This window comes from Rhizobium sp. SG741 (genome assembly GCF_012275435.1).
In the GTDB taxonomy this organism is placed as follows: Bacteria; Pseudomonadota; Alphaproteobacteria; order Rhizobiales; family Rhizobiaceae; genus Rhizobium; species Rhizobium lusitanum.
This window is the reverse complement of the sequence record NZ_JAAZQP010000001.1, coordinates 609143-624548: the sequence shown is the minus strand read 5'-3', so window position 1 is coordinate 624548 and position 15406 is coordinate 609143. Positions and strand designations below refer to the sequence as shown.

At 59.8% G+C, this 15406-nt stretch carries 18 protein-coding genes and 1 riboswitch; of the genes, 3 read left to right on the top strand and 15 right to left on the bottom strand.

Going from position 1 to position 15406, the window contains the following annotated elements; translation table 11 throughout:
- Positions 1-32 precede the first annotated feature (32 nt).
- The 12 genes from FHT29_RS03175 to FHT29_RS03120 form a co-directional block, all read right to left on the bottom strand.
- Positions 33-1436, bottom strand: coding sequence for a voltage-gated chloride channel family protein (locus FHT29_RS03175; RefSeq protein ID WP_052212718.1), 1404 nt, complete (start codon positions 1434-1436; stop codon positions 33-35).
- Between the two features lie 116 nt (positions 1437-1552).
- Positions 1553-1641: riboswitch (Fluoride riboswitch) on the bottom strand.
- Positions 1642-1698: 57 nt separating this feature from the next.
- Positions 1699-2523 carry a class I SAM-dependent methyltransferase gene (locus FHT29_RS03170; protein WP_047562469.1) on the bottom strand — a complete coding sequence of 275 codons (825 nt, stop codon included), beginning with the start codon at positions 2521-2523 and terminating at the stop codon, positions 1699-1701.
- Positions 2524-2680: 157 nt separating this feature from the next.
- Complete coding sequence (locus FHT29_RS03165) at positions 2681-3724, bottom strand: Gfo/Idh/MocA family oxidoreductase (protein ID WP_037195072.1); 1044 nt, start codon at positions 3722-3724, stop codon at positions 2681-2683.
- Between the two features lie 8 nt (positions 3725-3732).
- Positions 3733-4518, bottom strand: coding sequence for a ThuA domain-containing protein (locus FHT29_RS03160; RefSeq protein WP_047562465.1), 786 nt, complete (start codon positions 4516-4518; stop codon positions 3733-3735).
- Between the two features lie 163 nt (positions 4519-4681).
- Entirely contained in the window at positions 4682-5023 is a 342-nt protein-coding gene (locus FHT29_RS03155) for an SMR family transporter (protein ID WP_037195076.1), read from the bottom strand.
- Positions 5024-5042: 19 nt separating this feature from the next.
- Positions 5043-5606 (bottom strand): TetR/AcrR family transcriptional regulator, encoded by a 564-nt coding sequence (locus FHT29_RS03150; protein WP_037195079.1) that lies wholly within the window; start codon positions 5604-5606, stop codon positions 5043-5045.
- 95 nt (positions 5607-5701) lie between these two features.
- Positions 5702-6790, bottom strand: coding sequence for a sn-glycerol-3-phosphate ABC transporter ATP-binding protein UgpC (gene ugpC, locus FHT29_RS03145; RefSeq protein ID WP_037195081.1), 1089 nt, complete (start codon positions 6788-6790; stop codon positions 5702-5704).
- A 100-nt stretch (positions 6791-6890) separates the two neighbouring features.
- Positions 6891-7766 carry a carbohydrate ABC transporter permease gene (locus FHT29_RS03140; protein ID WP_080760681.1) on the bottom strand — a complete coding sequence of 292 codons (876 nt, stop codon included), beginning with the start codon at positions 7764-7766 and terminating at the stop codon, positions 6891-6893.
- A 1-nt stretch (position 7767) separates the two neighbouring features.
- Complete coding sequence (locus FHT29_RS03135) at positions 7768-8673, bottom strand: sugar ABC transporter permease (protein WP_037195084.1); 906 nt, start codon at positions 8671-8673, stop codon at positions 7768-7770.
- A gap of 71 nt (positions 8674-8744) precedes the next feature.
- Positions 8745-10013 (bottom strand): extracellular solute-binding protein, encoded by a 1269-nt coding sequence (locus FHT29_RS03130; RefSeq protein ID WP_037195087.1) that lies wholly within the window; start codon positions 10011-10013, stop codon positions 8745-8747.
- Positions 10014-10250: 237 nt separating this feature from the next.
- Complete coding sequence (locus FHT29_RS03125; RefSeq protein WP_047562463.1) at positions 10251-11144, bottom strand: sugar phosphate isomerase/epimerase; 894 nt, start codon at positions 11142-11144, stop codon at positions 10251-10253.
- Positions 11145-11148: 4 nt separating this feature from the next.
- A complete protein-coding gene (locus FHT29_RS03120) occupies positions 11149-12192 on the bottom strand; it encodes a Gfo/Idh/MocA family oxidoreductase (protein ID WP_047562461.1) in 1044 nt (347 codons plus the stop codon).
- 135 nt (positions 12193-12327) lie between these two features.
- Between FHT29_RS03120 and FHT29_RS03115 the strand changes: the two genes are divergently transcribed.
- From FHT29_RS03115 to FHT29_RS03105, 3 genes are all read left to right on the top strand, one after another.
- Positions 12328-13371 (top strand): substrate-binding domain-containing protein, encoded by a 1044-nt coding sequence (locus FHT29_RS03115; protein WP_047562932.1) that lies wholly within the window; start codon positions 12328-12330, stop codon positions 13369-13371.
- Positions 13372-13461: 90 nt separating this feature from the next.
- Positions 13462-13851 (top strand): group II truncated hemoglobin, encoded by a 390-nt coding sequence (locus tag FHT29_RS03110; RefSeq protein ID WP_037195095.1) that lies wholly within the window; start codon positions 13462-13464, stop codon positions 13849-13851.
- A 7-nt stretch (positions 13852-13858) separates the two neighbouring features.
- Positions 13859-14236, top strand: a complete 378-nt coding sequence (locus FHT29_RS03105; RefSeq protein WP_047562459.1) for a DUF423 domain-containing protein — start codon at positions 13859-13861, stop codon at positions 14234-14236.
- Positions 14237-14285: 49 nt separating this feature from the next.
- Here the strand turns inward: FHT29_RS03105 and FHT29_RS03100 are convergent, their stop codons facing one another.
- Genes FHT29_RS03100 through FHT29_RS03090 form a run of 3 tightly spaced genes read right to left on the bottom strand, consistent with a single transcriptional unit; the run spans position 14286 to position 15292 of the window.
- On the bottom strand, positions 14286-14600 hold the full coding sequence (locus FHT29_RS03100) for an antibiotic biosynthesis monooxygenase (protein WP_037195102.1): 315 nt from the start codon (positions 14598-14600) through the stop codon (positions 14286-14288).
- Between the two features lie 18 nt (positions 14601-14618).
- Positions 14619-14897 carry a hypothetical protein gene (locus tag FHT29_RS03095; RefSeq protein ID WP_047562457.1) on the bottom strand — a complete coding sequence of 93 codons (279 nt, stop codon included), beginning with the start codon at positions 14895-14897 and terminating at the stop codon, positions 14619-14621.
- Positions 14894-15292 carry a DUF2325 domain-containing protein gene (locus FHT29_RS03090; protein ID WP_037195104.1) on the bottom strand — a complete coding sequence of 133 codons (399 nt, stop codon included), beginning with the start codon at positions 15290-15292 and terminating at the stop codon, positions 14894-14896. Before FHT29_RS03090 ends, FHT29_RS03095 begins: the two co-directional genes overlap by 4 nt.
- Between the last annotated feature and the right edge of the window lie 114 nt (positions 15293-15406).

The window sequence follows — 15406 nt, the reverse complement described above, 5'->3', positions numbered from 1 at the left end:
TTCGCAATGCTCGAGACAATCGCAAAGCGACCTTATTGAATGTCCCGCTCCTGTTGTAGCGGCGGCGGGGCCTGATTGTTTTTGCGATCATCTTCACTGCGTCCATTCATGGCGATGTCGCGAATATGGCGAAGAGGGATACCGGAGGGAATGTGGCCGGAGGCCGCGCTCTTTGCGATGCCGAGACGCTGCGACAAATAGATGCTGGTATGGCCGCTGCAGATGTAGGCAAGAAAACAGGCGACGGCGAGATAGACCGTATGCGTGGCGCCGAAGAGCTCGATGCCCATGATCATGCAGGCGAGCGGCGTGTTGGTGGCCCCGGCAAAGACGGCGACGAAACCCAGACCTGCAAAGAGATCAGCAGGCGCGCCGAGGATCGCCGCAAGCGCATTGCCGAGGGCCGCTCCGATGAAGAATAGCGGCGTCACCTCCCCGCCCTTGAAGCCGGCGCTGAGGGTGACGATCGTGAACACAGCCTTCCAGAACCAGCTCCAGTAATCGACATCAGCCGGATCGAAGAAGCCGAGGATCGTCGCGTCGGCGGGATTGGGCGACCAGACGCCAAGCCCGAGATATTCCCGGGTGCCAAGCAGATAGACGAGACCGATCAGCACCGCGCTGGCGATGACAGGCCGCAGCGGCGCGTAAGCACAGAGCCTCTTGAAGGCCGCAGACGCTATATGCGAGATCTCGCTGAAGCAGCGCGCCATCAGGCCGAAGAGCACGCCGGCGACGCCGACTTTGACAAGCAGCAGCGCATCGAGATGGAACGTGCTCGCCGGAGTGCCTGAGAGATAGCCGATATGGTACTGGATATGCTCGATGCCCCAGGCATGGCAGGTCCAATCGGCTGTTATCGCGGCCGCAAGGCTCGGGATCAGCGCTTCATACTGCATGCGCCCGATCGTCAGCACCTCAAGCGCAAAGACCGCGCCCGCGATCGGCGTGCCGAAGACCGCGCCGAAGCCGGCTGCTATGCCCGCCATGAGAAGTATGCGGATCTCGGCATGACTGAGGCGGAAAACCCTCGCGAAGGCGCTCGCAATGCTACCACCGAGCTGCACCGCCGTTCCCTCGCGCCCGGCAGAGCCACCAACCAAATGCGTCAGAACAGTCGACACGAGAATGAAGGGCGCCATGCGCAGCGGCACGCCGCCGCCAGGCTCATGGATCTGATCGACGATCAGGTTGTTGCCGCCTTCCGCTCCGCGGCCGAAGCGCTGATAGACCAACACCATCAGGAAACCGGCAACCGGCATCAGGAAGATCAGCCAGGGATGTTCGAAACGCGCCGCCGTTGCCCTATCCAGGCTCCACAGAAACAGTGCGCAGAGCGAACCGACGGCTACCGCCATCGGCACGACAAGCGCTACCCATTTGAACAGGCCGCGAAATTGCTGAAAACGATATTGAAAGAACAGAGATGCGGACATCATTTCGCCCCTCCCGCAGCACCGAAATTGGCTCTGTCGGGGACAATGGATATGAAATCTGAAAGAGATAACGGCAATAAAAAAGACATGACTCTACTCCCTCGCCTTTCGAGGCGCTTTGAGTAGGAGTCATCAGCTTCCCTGGAAAATTCAAGGCAGCGGTTCGGCCACCATGGCCCGGCAGAAATCCATTACCGTTGGATTTTTCATACAGACAGGAAAGCGCCTCTGTCAATCCGGGCGCCCGCCAACTCTATTTCCATCAATCGGCCTTGGCGATCATTTCGATCGGCGCAATCAGGCCGCTTCCGACCGACATGCCGACATTGCCCACGCGCTCCGCCGCCCTCGGCCCCATCAGTGCGCCGAGGCTCAGCGTCTGACCGCCAACGGCAGCGCTGGCACGCATCTCCTGCGCCATCCGGATCGCCAGAGCGCTGCGGTCCTGCTCGGATTCCACGGTGAAGCCGGCCTCTTTGAGCAGTTGACGATAGGTTTCGGGGCTGCGGACGAAGCTCGTTTCCGGCGTCATCGCCCAGGGCATCGGATAGGGCAGCGCGCCGTCGCGCATCTGCATGACTTCGTAGAGACCAAACCGGCCGCCGGGCTTCAGCACACGCCGCGCCTCGGCAAACAGACGCGCCTTGTCCTCGATGTTCATGCCGACATGGATCAGCGTCGCTCGGTCGAAGCTTTGGTCGGCAAAGGGAAGCGCCAGAGCGCTCGCCTGCCGAAACGACACCTGCGCGGCCATGCCGCAACGCTCGGTCAGGACATTGGCGACCTTGACGAATTCATCGGTCAGATCGACGCCGGTGACCGCGCAGCCATAGGTGCTGGCGATATAGCGCGCCGGCCCGCCAAGCCCTGATCCGATGTCGATGAGCCGCAGGCCATCACTCACGTCGAGGTCCCGAGCAAACTCCCGCGTGGCTTCGCGCCGCCCGAGATGGAATTCATCGATCCCAGCAAGGTCGTCGATGCTGAGATGATCGATATCCTTACCGCCCGCGGTAAGTGCCGCAAGGAGCGTCTCCTCCAGTGATCCATGCGTATAGTGGCTAGCAACCTTTTCTTCGGTGGACATAACACCTCCTCCCACAACCTCGTATCCGGAGCTTTCATGGAGGAATGCTGCGCCTGCCTCCGTATCCCGTCAAGCAATTGCGATAATATGGGTGGACCTTAATGAAGCGGCCGCCCGAAGGCGGCCGTTTGAATGTCGAGATGAAGCCGAGACGGCGTCAAACCTTCAGTTCGCGCCGCTCCGTCTCCGTCACCATGGCGAGATCCAGCACGCGCTGCAAGTTGGCAGCGTGGCGGAAGCTCGGGTCCTGGCTGCTGCCGGTCATAACAGCCTCGGCGAAGCGCTGATAGTTGGTCAACACCGGCGGCACCTCGATGACCCTCCACGTCGCCGTTTCGGTGTCATCGCCAAGGCAGCCGCGCAGTTCGGAACCATTCGGGCTATGAGACACCTCAAGGCCGCCGCGCTCGCCATAGATACGCAGCTTCAGCTCGTTCAGATGTCCTGTCGCCCAACGACTCGCATGCACCACACCGAGCGCACCGTTGGCAAAATCGACCGACATCGAAAAGCTGTCGTTCGCATCCAGCGTATACTCGCCGATGCGCTCGTCCGGCGCCTTGTTGAAGGTCTTCAGCCGGGCGAAGACATGATCGATATCGGTCGCCGCGCCATAGGCGGCGAAATCGAGAATATGGATGCCGATATCGCCAAGAACGCCGTTGGAGCCATGACCGGTGGACAGCCTCCAGAGCCACTTGGATTCGCTGCGCCAATCGCCCCATGCCCTGGAGACGAGCCAGCTCTGCAGATAGGATGCTTCCACATGCTTCACTGTGCCGATCTCGCCCGAGATCACCATCTCGCGCGCCTTCTGCAGTTGCGCGACATTGCGATAGGTCAGGTTGACCATGTTGACGACGCCTGCCCTTTCGGCCGCCTCCGTCATCTCAAGCGCTTTTTCATAGTTCTCCGCGAGCGGCTTCTCGCAAAGAACGTGCTTGCCGGCGGCAAGCAGCGGCAGGGTCGTCGGATGATGGGCCTTGTCGGGCGTGACGTTGGTCACCGCATCGAATTCATTCCAGGCCAGCGCCTCGTCCAGCGACGAGAAGCGGTTCCTGATGTCGAACGTATCGCAAAAGGCTGTGAGCCTCGTCGCATCCGTATCGACGGCGCCAACGATCTCGACGCCGGGAATACGGGCGAAATGCTCCACATGGTTCTTCGCCATGCCGCCCGTGCCAACTACTATGAGACGCATATTATACCTCAGCGATAACCGGCTTCGCCGGCTTGGTGCAGTCTTGGGCCACGCTCGACGATCGGCTCCAGCGCCTTTTCGACCGGCACATTCGGCGCATCATGGATGCTCGCCTGCGTGCCGAGCGGATTATGGGCCCATTTCACGGAGTTGATCAGCACCTTGTGGACGGTGTCGTTGTGATAGGTCGGGTAAGTCTCGTGGCCGGGGCGGAAATAGAAGATATTGCCCGCGCCACGGCGCCAGGTCATGCCGGAACGGAAGACTTCGCCGCCCTGGAACCAGGAGATGAACACCGTTTCCAGCGGCTCGGGAACGGAGAACTGCTCGCCGTACATTTCCTCGTTTTCGAGCTCGAAATGCTCGCCAAGTCCGGCGGCGATCGGGTGACGCGGATTGATGACCCAGAGACGTTCGCGCTCGCCGGCCTCGCGCCACTTCAGCGCGCAGGGCGTGCCCATAAGCCGCTTGAACACTTTCGAGAAATGACCGGAATGCAGGACGATGAGACCCATGCCTTCCCAGACGCGCCTGGCTACGCGCTCGACGATCTCGTCCTTGACGGCGCCGTGGTCCTTGTGGCCCCACCAAAGCAGGACATCGGTATCCTTCAGCCGGGCCTCGCTGAGGCCATGCTCCGGCTCCTGCAACGTTGCAGTAGTCGCCTCGATACCGGCATCGGCATTCAGCGCCTTGGCGATCGTCGTATGCATGCCTTCCGGATAGATCTCGGCGACGACCTTGTTAGTTTGCTCATGGATGTTCTCGCCCCAAACGACGGCACGAATAGTCATTACGGCACTCCTCTTATACCATTGAAATTGAATAGGTTATGCGGTCTAAAGCGCTTTGGAAAAGCGCCGCTTTTCGAGCCTCCAGCAGCCATCCTGCGCAAGACATAATGCGTCCCCGATGATTTGACAAAGGCAAAAACGGCCATGGATAACACCTGCTTTTTCAGTGCGACACGGATTTTGAAAAGAGATTGACGACAAGGACGCCGGCGATGATCAGCACCAGGCCGACGATGGCGGCAAGATCGAGTTTCTGGCGGAAAAACACCAGCCCAACGGCTGAAATCAACACGATGCCGAGCCCACTCCAGATGGCGTAGGCAATGCCCACCGGAATGACCCGCAGCGTTACCGAAAGACAATAGAAGGCGGCGGTGTAGCAGACTACCAGCACGGCCGTCGGGCCGAAGCGGGTGAACTGCTGCGACATCTGCAATGCCGTCGTACCGATCACTTCCAGCACGATCGCAACCAGCAGCATTGCATAGACCGATGCATTCGCCATTCCGTCTTCTCCGATGTTCCTAAAGTTGCGTGAGCTCGATCAGCCGCTCGACCAACCTGTGGCGGGCGCTCTCGTCCATGTCCTGACTGCCGAGCAAGTCCGCCAGCCAGATCCCGTCGGTCGCCAGCCTGACGATTGCCGCATCCACTGAGGAGTCCGTTCCGACATATTCCTCGCTGCGCTCGCGCACCCAGTCATGCCAGCGCTGGCGCAATTGCGGCTCGCTGAGCAGCACCATCGTCACCTGCGCCCAATCTTTCGTTCCCTGCGGCTGGTCGCGCAGCGAAAGGCAGGCGTGGAGATAGCCGCGAGTAAAGCGTCCGTGCGGCAGTGGATCGGCGCGCATCGCCTCCTCTATCGCCGCATCCAGCCGCTCGATCAGGCTGTCGAACAGGGCTTCGAGGAGCATGTTCTTGCTGGGAAAATGATGCAGCAATCCGCCCTTGCTGACACCCGACGCGCCGGAAACGGCGTCCAACGTCACCGCCGTCATCCCTTTTTCCGAGGCCAGCCGCGCGGCCACCTCCAGCAATTGCCGGCGGACGAACAGAGGCTGCTTTTTCCTATGGTGCGCAGTGGACATGGCGGCATAACATACCAATTAGACGGTTTCGTCAACGAACTATTCGGCAACCCTAAAATTCATGAATTCCAGACATCATCCGGGCCATTCTCTCCTCAATTCACGCAATGATGCGCGACATCATTCTCATCGAAGATCGACACCTTTGCCGCATCAACGGCGAAGGCAATCGGCGAACCGGCAATGACGGTGGTCATGCCCGGATCCGTGCCGATGATCTTCGAACCGTCCTTGAGCCGAACATGAACGAGCGAGCGGTCGCCCAGGCGCTCTACCGTCTCGACGTGACCGGCAATGCTACCTTTTTCCGCTGCCGTGACCACCAGATGCTCCGGGCGGATGCCGAGCGTCAAAGCAGAGCCTCCGATACCGTTGAGCGGCACCGCCGTGTTGATGACCGAGCCATCCGGCAAAGTCGCAGTTGCAAGGCCGCCTGCTTCGCCGACGCTAGCCATGGTAATAAAGTTCATTCCGGGAGAGCCGACGAACTGCGCGACATAGCGGGTTGCCGGGCGCGTATAGATCTCGACAGGCGTGGCCACCTGTTCGATCTTCTTGTTGTTGAGCAGCACGATACGGTCGGCAAGCGTCATCGCCTCCACCTGGTCGTGCGTCACGAACACCATGGTCGCTCCCAGCCGCTCATGCAGCTGCGCCAGCTCGACGCGCGTGCGGGTGCGCAGGCCGGCGTCGAGATTGGACAGCGGCTCGTCAAACAGGAAGACATCGGGCTCGCGCACGATGGCGCGGCCGATCGCTACGCGCTGGCGCTGCCCCCCCGACAGCGCCGAAGGCTTGCGATCCAGAAGATGCGGCATCTCTAGAATCTTCGCCGCAGCCTCGATGCGTCGTTCGATCTCGGCCTTCGGCGTTTTGATGTTGCGCAGGCCGAAGGACATGTTGTCGCGAACGGTCATATGCGGATAGAGCGCGTAGGATTGGAATACCATCGATACGCCGCGCTCGCCAGGCGGCAGCTGATCGACCCGCCGCCCGCCGATCCAGATCTCACCGCTGGTGATCGACTCCAGGCCCGCGATCATCCGCAGCAACGTCGACTTGCCGCAGCCGGAGCCGCCGAGGAACACGACGAACTCCCCGCGCTCGATCGTCAGATCGATGTCGTTGAGAACCTGCACGGCACCGAAATGCTTGGTGAGGGACTTGATGTTGATTCCTGCCACTTTCTCCTCCTGCGGAAAACTTGAATTTTGCCAGACCTGCCATTCATCCCGTCCCGGCCCTTCGGATTATTGCCGAGGGGACGGGACTTTCCGCATTGGTTTATTTGACCGCACCGACAGCCACGCCCCGTGTGAGCGTACGCTGGAAAATCAGGAAGAAGATCACCGTTGGCGTGATGCCGAGCAAGGAGGCCGCCGCAATCGCTGTCGGTTCCTGCGTATTCGATCCCGACAGCACGCCCATGGCGACGGAGACCGTCTGGTTGTTGTTGGAGACCAGGAACACCAGGGGGATCAGAAACTCGTTCCAGGTCCAGATGAAGAAGAAGGTCGCGAGCACGGCGAGCGTGGGCCGCATCACGGGGACGATCACCAACCAAAGGATTTGCCAGCGGCTCGCATTGTCGATCTGCGCTGCTTCGATGATCTCGCGCGGAAACGTCGCCATGACCGATGAGAGAAGAAAGGTGCCGAAAGCGGTATGCAGGACGCCGAGGATCAGGATCACCGAGAGCATCGAGTCGAACAGCCCAACCTGCTTTGCCATGTAGTAAAGCGGATAAACCAGCGCTTCCTGCGGCGCCATGATGGCGATCAGCAAGAGAACCAGCAAGGCCTGCCCGCCACGCACCCGCCCGATGCCGATGGCATAGGCGTTGAGCAGGCTGAGGACGACAGCCAGTATGGCTGTGCATCCACTGATAAGGATGCTGTTGAAGAGCTTCCGGGGGAAATCGACTGTCGCCCAGAAGTTCTTGAGCGCCGTCAGGTCGAAGCTCTGCGGGAAGGCGAGCGGACCATTGGCGGCATAATCCGAAGGCGTCTTGATGGCGTTGAAAGCCGCCAGGAAGAACGGAAACAACGTTCCGGCCAGGAAGACGAGCAGGATAGCCAGAACGATCCAGCGACCAACCCCCTTTCCTTGGCGATGATGCACCGAAGCAACCGAGTTAGAGAGCGAAGACGTAGCTGTCATATTAGTGCCCTCCCTCGGACTGTTTCGATTGCATGCGCAGGAACACGATGCCGAGCACGATGGTCACGATTGTCTGTAGCGTCGCGATCGATGCGGCATAACCGACGCGGTTCGTTGTGAAGAAATGATAGTAGGAAAGATAAGACGGAACCGTCGTCGCATTGTCCGGGCCGCCTGATGTCAGGACATAGATCGGCGCAAAAACCTTGAGGGCCGCGATCAGCGTCGTGAGAGCGACCACGAAAATCTCGGGCATGAGCATGGGAATGGTGATAGAGCGGAAGCGACCGAACCAGCTCGCATTGTCGAGCTCGGCGGCTTCGTAAAGCGACGGATCGACGCGCGCCAATCCGGACATGAAGACGACAAGGCAATAGCCGACCTGAACCCAGACGATGACGGCTGAAACCGCCCAAAGGGCATAGTTTGCATCCCCCAGCCAGTTCTTCGCCATGAAATCAAGGCCGATCGCCCTCAGCACCGCGTTGATGATGCCGATGGGATTGAGGATCCATCCCCATAGAATACCAACCGCGGTCAGCGGCAGGATTTGCGGCAGGTAGAAGCCGGCGCGAAAGAAACTCGACCATGTCTCGCTGAACTGCGCACTGATATAGTCGAACAGCACTGCCGCCAGCACCAGCCCCAGAAGAATGGGCACGATCGTCATCGAGATGATGAACAGCAGCGTATGCTGGATCGAGCCCCAGAAGGCGGCATCCTGGAGCAGCCTCTGATAGTTCTCAAAACCAACATAGCGAGGCGGGATGACGCCGCCCTTCCATGTCGTGAAGCTTATCGCGAAATTGGCAATCAGCGGAATGAGCACCACTACCGCAAACCCCAGCATGCCGGGGATCATGTAGAAATAGTACCCCGCTTTGCCGGCGCTCCTCGAATTCTCCATCGAATTCCTCCAGTCCGATACGGCGAGGCGGCATGAAAGCCGTCCCGCCGTTGTGATTGTCGCCGATGGTGTTATTGGGCCGCCTGCACGTCGTCATATGCCTTCTTCAGGCGTACAACGAATTGATCAGGCGTGGTCGAGCCATTGACCAGGCCGGTCGTCGCCTGGATCAGCAGTTCGTAATAGCCAGGCACCGGCCAGTCCGGGTAGAAGCCGAGGCCACCCTTGCCGGAGATCTGGTTGAAGAGTTCGACGTTGCGCTTGCCGACTTCGTCGGTGACCGAGGCCGGATCGGCGGCAATGGCAACGCCACCGAGATTGGCCTGCATGTTCTGGTTTTCCTTGCGCAGGACGAGATCGATGAACTCGTACGAGAGATCCTTGTTCTTGGCGCTCTTCGGCACCATGAACAGGTTGCCGGTCGAACCCACGCTGTACTTCGGGGTCGGGAAGATGAACTGACTCCACTTGAAGTTCTTGATCGAACTCGCGAAGTTGCCGTTGTTCCAGGTGCCGCTGACAAACATCGGAGCTGTGCCCGATGAGAAGAGATTGTCGGCGCCGCCGGTACCCTTCAGGCCGGTCGAATCCTTCGAAATATAACCCTTGCTCACCCAGTCGGCGATCTTCTGAGCGGCAAACAGGAAGGGCTTGGTATCAAGCGGTGCCTTGAGCCCCTGATAGTTCTTGACCCAGGTGTCGTCAGCCTGCGTCAGTGCAAGCGTATAGACCAGATGCTGTGCGTTGGAATCCACCGTACCATAGGCAAGCGGCGTAATGCCCTTCTTCTTGAAAGTGTCCAATGCAGCTTCGAACTCGTCCAGCGTGGTCGGCACTTTCACGCCGTTAGCCTGGAACATGTCGATATTGTAGAAAACCGAAACAAATTCGCCATAGACGGGAATGCCGATAATTGGGCCCGAACCGTAGATGCCGTTCCCATCGTATTTGCTGAGCTGGCTATTGGTTTCGTTGAGGATCTTATCCCAGCCTCGCGACTTGAATTGATCGTCGAGTGGCGTCAGCAGACCTTGCGAGGCGACGAGGCCAGCCGTGGCATTGCCCTTGTTGTACTCCAGAACATCAGGTGCCTGATCCGAGTTGAGGATGAGGCTGCCTGCCTTCTGCAATTGCTCGAAAGTCTTCTGTTCGAAATTGATCGTAACGTCGGGATGCTTTGCTTTCAGTTCTTCCAGCGCCTTGGTCCATGCCTTGGCCTGCGAAGTATCCGGCAGTTCGAACCACCAGACGTTAAATGTCTTGCTCTGCGCTTGCGCCACACCGGCGGCAAGCAGAAGCGACATGCCGGCGGAGATCGCCAGCTTCGAAAAAATATTCATACATTCTCCTCCACCATGCGAACCTTGACGGTATCTGTCCGATGACATGGCCCGCGCTGCCATCGGCGTTTTCCTCTCACCTGCGCCAAGCGCCCGCCTGTCCCATGAGACAAGGTGCGGACGCTCGACAGTTCCTCCGTTGGGGTATCCCGTCATGCCCTGAGCGTCGATCACTCAGGGCATTTCATTAACGCACAACTTGCTTCCTAAATCGATGCAGTTTTGCGGATGCATGCATTACTCGATGAAGTCCCCACCCCGGCTTGCCTTGAGATAGTTCAGGCCATGAACCTGGCCAGTCATTTCGAGCGCATCGCGATAGACCGGGTCATGCCAGCCCTCAATGTCGATGGAGCCGGACCAGCCGGCCAAGCGCAGCTCGGAAATGATGTCGGTCCAGTTGCTGTCACCAAAGCCCGGCGTGCGCATGAAGACGAACTGCTCCTTGCCGAAGATGCCGTGCTCCTTGATGACATCCCAGCGGATCGTCGCATCCTTGCCGTGGACGTGGAAAATCTTTTTGGCCCACTTGCGGATCTGCGGCAGCGGCTCGATCAGATAGACCATCTGATGGCACGGCTCCCATTCCAACCCGATATTGTCGTCCGGAGTCTCGTTGAACATCAGTTCCCAGGCATCGGGATTATGCGCGATGTTCCAATCGCCGGTCGCCCAGTTGCCGTCCATGGCGCAGTTCTCGAAGGCAATCCTGATGCCCTTGTCGGCGGCCCGCTTGGCAAGCTCGCTCCACACCTGCTTGTAGCGCGGCAGGCTGTCAGTGAGCGGCTTGTTGCGGATGCGCCCGGTAAAACCGGCAACGCAGGTCGCGCCGAAATGGTGGGCGTTGTCGATGCAGTCCTTCCAGCCCTGCAGCGTCTGCAGGTCCATCTCGCGCTCTTCAAGCGGATTGCCGAACATGCCGAGGGTCGAGATGGTGATGTCACGGCCGCCGATGGCGTCGAGGCAGCGCTTGCCGAGCTCGCCGAGGTTCTGGCCGTTGGTCGTCTGCCAGAAGAAGGGTTCGAAGCTCTCGAAACCGAGATCGGCGATCTTGGCGATGCCTTGGGCGGCATCCTCGTTCGTCGCCCTGATCATCGTGCCGATGCGGATGGCCTTTGCCGGATTAGTCATGATGTCACTGTCCTTGTGCTGAAATGTCGACGCGCCGGCCCGTCTTGGCGCTCTCGATAGCGCCGAGAACCATGGCGAGGCTGCGGATGTTGTCGCGGCTTTCGGTTTCGGGCGGCTTGCCCGTCTTTATCGCCTCGATGAAGGAGGCGATGACGCTGGCATGACCATGCGTCTCCTCCTCATGCTTCGGGCCGGGAACCTCGATTGGGGTGAAGCCATGCAGCAGCCCCGGCTCATGGCCGGCAATGGTGGCCTCGAAATCCTCCTCGCCATCCCAGGTCAGCATGCCCTTGCTGCCGGTCAGCCGCCACTGGCTTTCCCAGCTCGTGCGCCGTCCCTCAGCGCACCAGGAGCCCCGATAGCTGAAGACGACATCGTCGGAAAAGTCGAAGAGCGCATGAGCCGATGCACCATGCTTGTACCAGGAGCCCACAGGGTTCTTCTCGAGGCAATAGACCGAGACCGGCACTTTGCCGGAAACGAAACGGGCGGCATCGAAGGTATGGATCGCCATGTCGAGCAGCAGCACATTGTCCATTTCCTCGCGGAAGCCGCCGAAATGCGGACCGAGGAAGAAATCGCAATGAATACCCGTGAGTTCGCCGATTGCTCCCTCTTCCACGAAGCGCCGCAAGCGGCGAATGCCCGAGATGAAACGGCGGTTCTGGATGATGGCATGGACCTTGCCCGCCTTAGCGGCAAGATCGATCAGTGCCGCACCCTCGGCGAGCGACGTCGCCATCGGCTTTTCGCTGAGCACGTGGCAACCGGCCTTCAGCGCCGTCGAAACCACGCCGAAACGCGCGGCCGGAATGACGACGTCGAAAACCAGGTCGGCCTTGGTCGCGGCGATGACCTCGGCCAGATCCGAGCCGATCACAGCATTGTCGAGGGAAAACTCCTTGGCAAGATTCTCCGCGGTCGACCGGTTGAGATCAACCAGGCCCACGATCTGAATGGATTGGGCAAGCGATGGCGTCGAGGCGATGGCTTTAAGCCAGCCCTTGGACATAGCTCCGCACCCGCACAAAATGGCATTAAATTTCACGATATCCTCCAGCGGCCGGTGTCGAACCCCTCATGACACGCGCTCCGTAAACGTTTACGATACTATGCGAAAAGATTTTCCTGTGTCAATAGAGGAGGACAACGGAAAATGGCGCATGGAGGAAAACCGCAGCCGATGAAGGGAATTCGTCAGCTTGCCGACCATCTCGATATCTCGATCGGCACAGTATCACGCGCGTTGAACGGCAAGCCTGATGTCAACGAGGAGACCCGCAAGCGCGTACTCGCCGCCGCCGAACAGCTGGGCTATGTGGCCAACCAATCGGGGCGCAGCCTGCGGCAAGGCACGACAAACGTCATCGGCTTGATGATCCAATCCAGCAGGGAAACGGTTGAAAACAGCGACAACTTCTTTCTGACCGTGACGGGCGGGCTGCAGAGCGTGTTTTCGCGCCACAACCTCGATCTGATCATGCTCCCCTGCCCGAACGATGAAGATCCCTACGAGTATCTGAAGCGCATGGTAGCGAGACGCGTCGTCGACGCGATGATCATTTCGGAGACGCAGCGCATCGACAAGCGCTTTGATCTGCTCGCCAAAGCGAAGATCCCTTTCGCAGCACTTGGCCGCAGCCTCTCGGGCGCGCAGCATCCCTGGGCCGACCTTGATTTTGACGGCGTCGCCAATTGCGCTGTCGACCGGCTCGTCGCGCATGGGCACCGCCGCATTGCCATCAGCACTCCCGCCAGCGACATCAACCTCGGCTTCGTCTTCGTGGAGGGTTATCGTCGCGCGCTGGAGCGGCACGGCATCTCCTACGACCCGGCGCTGGTCATCCGGGCCAAATCGAGCGAACAGGGCGGCTATCAGGTCGCCGACGAACTGCTTCGCCTCGACGACAGGCCGACGGCCGTGATCCTGATCTACGAATTGATGGCCATCGGCCTCTATAGGCGGATGATGGAGACCGACATCATTCCGGGGCGCGATATTGCCGTCGTGGGCTTTCGCGAGGCGCCGCGCGCCAAGTTCCTGCAACCGCCGCTCACCTGCTTTCGCACATCCCTGCACGATCTCGGCGTCGAACTGGCGGAGATCCTGCTCTCCTGCATGCCCGCCTACAGCCACATCTACCCCAAGACGAGGCGCCAGACGATCTGGCCGCTCGAACTCGTTCCCGGGGAAAGCGATGCTTTTCAACGGACGAGCATCAAATAAAGCAGCGCTGAAACGCCGCACCGGCGCTGCCGACGGTTGCGGCACCCTCTGTCAGTTGCCATGTAGGACATCGCAAACAGGGATCATGGCTTGAGCGAAGAAACCATCACACTTTACGAGGCGATCGGCGGCGATCGGACCGTGCGGGCGCTGACGGCGCGCTTCTACGAGCTGATGGACACGCTGCCGGAAGCGGCCAACTGCCGGGCCGTCCATCCGCCGAGCCTCGAAGGCTCTCAGGAAAAATTCTACGAATATCTGACCGGCTATCTTGGCGGGCCGCAGCTCTACATCGAGAAGCGCGGCCATCCGCGCCTGCGCAGCCGGCATTTCGTCGCCGCCATCGGCCCCAGGGAGCGCGACGAGTGGCTGCTGTGCTTCCGCCGCGCCATGGACGAGACCGTCGACAACGAGAAGCTGAGAGCGATCATCTGGGAGCCGATCGAGCGGCTGGCTTTCCACATGCAGAACCGGGAATGAGGAAGACATGAGCATTGACGCCATAATCCGTCCAGCTACCCTGTTTGTCGCCGGTATCCTCGGCGGCGGCGGCGTTGCGCTCGCAGCGGCGGCTACCCACGGCGGCGATACGCATTTTCTCGGCGCCGCCTCCACCATGTGCCTCGCCCACGCCCCTGCCCTGCTGGCGCTTTACGCCGGCTATGACCGCATTCGTACGGCACCGCTCGCCGCCCTGCTGCTGGGACTTGGAACGCTGATCTTCGCCGGCGATCTGATCAGCCGCCACTTCGGCGGCAGCTCACTGTTTCCCCTGGCCGCTCCGACGGGAGGATTCGGCATGATTGCGGGCTGGGCGGCGATAGCGCTGGGCGCCTTCTTCAGGATGGGCCGGGCAAAAGCATGAACGGGCAGCGCAAATTGCCGCTAGCATGGGCAAGCTAAGCTACGCCCTCTCAAATCCCGGAAACCACAGTGAAGCCTTCGAATTGCGGCGGCCCCCAATAGAGCCTCTTGTTTTCACCCGCGCTGCGGTGTGCCAGACGGAAGTTTTCGGATTTCGTCCAGTTGAGGAAATCCTCTTCGCTGCGCCAGGTGGTGTGCGAAGAAAACAGCGTGTAGCCCTCATCCATATTCGTCTTGCCACGCAGGAGACGAAACTCGAGAAAGCCGAGCACTTCGGACAGTTGCGAATCCCGCTCCCGCCACACCGTTTCGAAATCGCTCTCCAAACCGATGACGACTTTGAAGCGGTTCATGGCGATGTACATGGCAACCTCGTTCGACGATCAGACCTTCTTGCGACGGGCGACAGTCTTATCCACACCCGGTGCAAAGGCAATGACATTCGCGCCGTCCCGGGTTGCTTCGACCAATGGGCGATCCGGCGTCTCGCCCGGAAATCGCGCCTTCCAGGCAGGAAAGATCGTTACGTTCGGCGCGCGCCGCTGTTCCTCGGCGCGACGCATCAGCAGTTCGTACAGTTCGGGCACCAGCCCGTCGCTGTTCTGCGCGGCCAGCTTGTGCAGGCCGATCAGCATAAACCCCTCGGGGTCACCATCGATCATTGGGAAACGTCTCGCTCTTTCATGGTCTGCAGTGCCCGCTCGAGACTGGACTTGCTGCCGTTGCGCAAGGGAATGAACGCCTTGCCGAATTTCTTGCAGCCGGTCTTCACCCGCAGGCAGGCATCGTGGCTGATACAATCGATCGGGCAGAAGACGCAATCGACGGAAGGCAACACCGTATCGATGCGCGAGACTGCCTCACGCAAGCCGCCATCGTGATGGATCAGCTCAGCTCCGAAGTTGCTGGCGATCTGGCGCAGATGCGCCACCTGGCAATCGCGCCCGCCGACATAGAGGAAACTGCGTCCGTCGAGACTGGATTTCCCCGGAACCTCCGCCGGCGCCTGTGCCTGGCGGCTCTCGCGGCCAAAATCCTTCTTCCCCTTACGCGCCATGCATCACCCGTTTGCTGGTTGCTCTCAAGCACTCGATTCCATCGAGCGCGAGGCGACCATATTAAACATGAGTTTTCGAGTAAAGTATAAAGTTGAGGGTTTTCATCATATTTT

Coding starts and splice junctions, on each gene's coding strand:
- FHT29_RS03175 (WP_052212718.1), bottom strand. CDS start 1,436: ATGTCCGCATCTCTGTTCTTTCAATATCGTTTTCAGCAATTTCGCGGC.
- FHT29_RS03170 (WP_047562469.1), bottom strand. CDS start 2,523: ATGTCCACCGAAGAAAAGGTTGCTAGCCACTATACGCATGGATCACTG.
- FHT29_RS03165 (WP_037195072.1), bottom strand. CDS start 3,724: ATGCGTCTCATAGTAGTTGGCACGGGCGGCATGGCGAAGAACCATGTG.
- FHT29_RS03160 (WP_047562465.1), bottom strand. CDS start 4,518: ATGACTATTCGTGCCGTCGTTTGGGGCGAGAACATCCATGAGCAAACT.
- FHT29_RS03155 (WP_037195076.1), bottom strand. CDS start 5,023: ATGGCGAATGCATCGGTCTATGCAATGCTGCTGGTTGCGATCGTGCTG.
- FHT29_RS03150 (WP_037195079.1), bottom strand. CDS start 5,606: ATGTCCACTGCGCACCATAGGAAAAAGCAGCCTCTGTTCGTCCGCCGG.
- FHT29_RS03140 (WP_080760681.1), bottom strand. CDS start 7,766: ATGACAGCTACGTCTTCGCTCTCTAACTCGGTTGCTTCGGTGCATCAT.
- FHT29_RS03135 (WP_037195084.1), bottom strand. CDS start 8,673: ATGGAGAATTCGAGGAGCGCCGGCAAAGCGGGGTACTATTTCTACATG.
- FHT29_RS03130 (WP_037195087.1), bottom strand. CDS start 10,013: ATGAATATTTTTTCGAAGCTGGCGATCTCCGCCGGCATGTCGCTTCTG.
- FHT29_RS03125 (WP_047562463.1), bottom strand. CDS start 11,144: ATGACTAATCCGGCAAAGGCCATCCGCATCGGCACGATGATCAGGGCG.
- FHT29_RS03115 (WP_047562932.1), top strand. CDS start 12,328: ATGAAGGGAATTCGTCAGCTTGCCGACCATCTCGATATCTCGATCGGC.
- FHT29_RS03105 (WP_047562459.1), top strand. CDS start 13,859: ATGAGCATTGACGCCATAATCCGTCCAGCTACCCTGTTTGTCGCCGGT.
- FHT29_RS03100 (WP_037195102.1), bottom strand. CDS start 14,600: ATGTACATCGCCATGAACCGCTTCAAAGTCGTCATCGGTTTGGAGAGC.
- FHT29_RS03095 (WP_047562457.1), bottom strand. CDS start 14,897: ATGATCGATGGTGACCCCGAGGGGTTTATGCTGATCGGCCTGCACAAG.
- FHT29_RS03090 (WP_037195104.1), bottom strand. CDS start 15,292: ATGGCGCGTAAGGGGAAGAAGGATTTTGGCCGCGAGAGCCGCCAGGCA.